At 71.6% G+C, this 412-nt stretch carries 1 protein-coding gene; it reads right to left on the bottom strand.

Going from position 1 to position 412, the window contains the following annotated elements:
- Positions 1 to 412, bottom strand: a 412-nt coding sequence (locus RKE29_RS30540; protein WP_312008924.1) for a hypothetical protein, incomplete at both ends; no start/stop codon positions are given.

The raw sequence follows: 412 nt of genomic DNA on the forward strand, positions 1-412 counted from the left end.
CTGACCCGTAAACAACAAACCCAACCCGCCACTCACCACGGAACCCTCGACCACCCGGCCGGACACCTCACCGCCGGCGGCCAACGCCGCCAGATCCCCCGCCAGTCCCGCACCGTCCGACGCCAGCACCACGGCCCGGTCCTCGAACACCGACCGGGACCTCACCAGCGAATACGCCACATCACCCACGCCGACATTCGCGCCCGCGCCCGCCAGCCACGACGCCAGACGACCCGCCTGGCCCCGCAGACCTGCCTCGCCCCGCCCGGAAACCGGGATCGGAACGAGCGCCGGAACGGCGGTTTCGTCTGCCGCTTCCCCGTCCGGTACGGAATGCGGGGACGGCGCGACGGCGGCCTCGGATTCGGGGGCCTGTTCGAGAACGACGTGGGCGTTGGTGCCGCTGATACCG

Origin of the sequence: Streptomyces sp. B1866, from assembly GCF_031932565.1 — a bacterium.
Taxonomy (GTDB): Bacteria; Actinomycetota; Actinomycetes; order Streptomycetales; family Streptomycetaceae; genus Streptomyces.